Raw genomic sequence first — 2,753 nt, 5'->3', positions numbered from 1 at the left:
TCAGTTTGCACGATGTTAAAAACGCACTCAGAAGCCCGCAAAACCGTTCTAAACTTTCAGCGTAGATTTGGGTGTTTTATAGGGTGATCGTGTCTTAAAATCGTTTCGAGGGGCTTTAATGGGGATGAACGGGAGGTTTTTGCTAACTAACTTGCCCGTTTAACATAAAAGGGATTGTATGAATCAATTTTAGCTAGAGTTTAAGGTTGTTCAAATTAATGTACAATGATTGCACTGTATAAATAACCAGGTGTAGCATGTATGGAAAAGCACTTTATCAATGAAAAGTTTTCACGAGATCAATTTACGGGGAATAGAGTTAAAAATATTGCCTTTTCAAATTGTGATTTTTCAGGGGTTGATTTAACTGATACTGAATTTGTTGATTGTAGTTTTTACGACAGGAATAGCTTGGAAGGGTGTGATTTTAATAGAGCCAAACTAAAAAACGCTAGCTTTAAAAGCTGCGATTTATCAATGAGTAATTTTAAAAACATTAGCGCCTTAGGTCTTGAAATTAGTGAGTGTTTAGCTCAAGGAGCTGATTTTCGAGGGGCTAATTTTATGAATATGATAACTACAAGGTCATGGTTTTGTAGTGCTTATATAACCAAGACAAATCTTAGTTACGCTAATTTTTCTAGAGTCATATTAGAAAAGTGCGAACTGTGGGAAAATCGCTGGAATGGCACTGTGATAACTGGCGCCGTGTTTCGTGGCTCCGATCTTTCTTGTGGGGAGTTTTCATCGTTTGATTGGTCTTTGGCTGATTTTACTGGTTGTGATTTAACGGGTGGGGCGCTTGGCGAGCTTGATGCAAGGCGAATTAATTTAGATGGAGTGAAGTTGGATGGAGAGCAGGCGCTTCAGCTTGTTGAGAGTTTAGGTGTTATTGTTCACCGATAAAATCTAGGTAAAAAACGCCTAATGCCCCAATGTGGTACTAATCAAAACGGAGCGAAGCGACATCTTCATCTTGTCTTTGCTTTTCTCCATGATCAGTTATTGGGTCATGGTCTCTTAGCTCGTTAATCTGGCTAAGTTTGGTTAGGTTGGGCTTCTTTCGACACTTCGCAATCCAAGAAATCCCTAGTCCGTTGATTGGTGCTCTTATCAGGTACGCACTGTAATCTTTCGATACCGCAGCGTGATTCGGAGGTAGAGCCGGAATTTCGTTTTCCGGTACGTTTTACTACCACAATTTGCCTGTTTATCCTTTCGGAGACCGGGCTAAGTCCGAGTCAATCAAGTGGTGCATTTGGGTTAATGTCGTTGGCTGGTATTTAATGAGAACGTGACAAGCGCCTCTCACGTTGCTAAGATTGGATTGCGACGTCTAATCTGAGCAACGAATGCACAAGATTTAGAGTACCAGAGCCCTGTGATGCTGTCACGGGGCTTTGTTACATCTGGAGCTTGGTAAACCTCATAAATTCAATTCGCAACGCTCGCCGCAAGGCGTGAACTTGTTTCACGTCGAGGAAGCGGAATTTCTCGAAAGCCTTATACTGTCTCCGTTCACACATGATCGGAGGGTGTCTCTATGTCTCAATTATTTCGTTTGGCATCGCCAGAAGATTACGAATACATCGAAGAATTAAATTTATGGGAATTGTCATTTGATAAGCGACCGGTTCAAGGGGTTCGTTGTGAAGATCCGGTGATCGGGGCAGAAAAATATAATCAAGGGCGTGAAAAATTTAAGGCGTTAGCGTCACGGCATAAAAAACACTGGAAACCGAACGGATTGACCTTTTCGGAGTTGATCCGCTGGGCAATAGAATGCGGAACTCCAGAACAATGTCAGCTTGTTTTAGCGTTATACCATTGCACAAACGATGATGATTATCAGGCGATGGGAATTCAGTTAAGCCGAAGTATTGATAATGCAAATGTCAGTCCGATCATCTTTTTCACAGGTAAAAATCAACGGTTATTAGGTGATATTTCGATGCTAAAACAGCTCGAAGAAAAGGTGCGCTGACGTTAGGTTTACCTATTATTTTATGTATTATCCTATCTATTATTCTATCTCTTATTTTATCTATTTCGTCTGTAATAGGTAGAATAATACATAGAATAAGATACAGAATAATAGATAGACACAAGATGACGTTGTGTTATTTCTTACCCATTAATCCACCTGTTATTCTACCTATTACTTTACCCGTTATTGCACCCAATTTAGGTATAACGGGCAGAATAACGGGTGAAATAATGGGTAGAATCATAGTTTTACTAACTTGCACCCCATGATACTTTCAGTATCAATGCCACTCATTTTCTGGACGAAAATGAATGACATAAGGCTCCGCCCTCTGGCTATTTTCTTCGGCTGGACGCCTGCGAAAAAAACCATTCACCCAAGCCCGTCAAACTCACTGCGTTCGTCTGACCACCCCCTTTTTTCGCCCCTGTATTTGGTCGCTCAAAAATGTGGTGGTCAGACGCTTCGCTTGACGGGGGGCTTTGCCCCCAAAACGAAACACGTTCACTGGGGTTCACTTGCCATCGCTGGGGCGTGTCATTTCGTTTCGGCTCCCCCTGTTTTTCCCTTTCTTCGCTGGACGCTCATCAGGATAAAAACAAAAAGCCTACCGCCCTCGTTTTACTCGGTTGGTCAAATCGCTTCTTGCCACAAAACAAGTTTGTGACTTTCAGCGATTTCGCATCGTTTTACTTGTCAGTTTGCACGATGTTAAAAACGCACTCAGAAGCCCGCAAAACCGTTCTAAACTTTCAGCGTAGATTTG

General features: G+C 41.8%; 3 protein-coding genes. All 3 read left to right on the top strand.

Annotation, left to right across the window (positions count from 1 at the left end; translation table 11 throughout):
• Positions 1 to 261: 261 nt before the first annotated feature.
• Positions 262 to 906, top strand: coding sequence for a quinolone resistance pentapeptide repeat protein QnrD1 (locus tag DK865_RS16515; protein WP_012634451.1), 645 nt, complete (start codon positions 262 to 264; stop codon positions 904 to 906).
• A 637-nt stretch (positions 907 to 1,543) separates the two neighbouring features.
• Entirely contained in the window at positions 1,544 to 1,984 is a 441-nt protein-coding gene (locus tag DK865_RS16510; protein WP_015063446.1) for a hypothetical protein, read from the top strand.
• 450 nt (positions 1,985 to 2,434) lie between these two features.
• On the top strand, positions 2,435 to 2,753 hold a 319-nt coding region (locus DK865_RS18915), incomplete at its 3' end, for a hypothetical protein (RefSeq protein ID WP_228407809.1).

Source organism: Proteus cibi (assembly GCF_003144405.1).
Taxonomy (GTDB): Bacteria; Pseudomonadota; Gammaproteobacteria; order Enterobacterales; family Enterobacteriaceae; genus Proteus; species Proteus cibi.
The sequence above is the reverse complement of the archived record's forward strand: the minus strand, read 5'-3'. Positions and strand labels throughout refer to the sequence as shown.

Excerpts from the sequence above, each read along its gene's own strand:
- DK865_RS16510 (WP_015063446.1), top strand. The coding sequence starts at position 1,544 with ATGTCTCAATTATTTCGTTTGGCATCGCCAGAAGATTACGAATACATC.
- DK865_RS16515 (WP_012634451.1), top strand. The coding sequence starts at position 262 with ATGGAAAAGCACTTTATCAATGAAAAGTTTTCACGAGATCAATTTACG.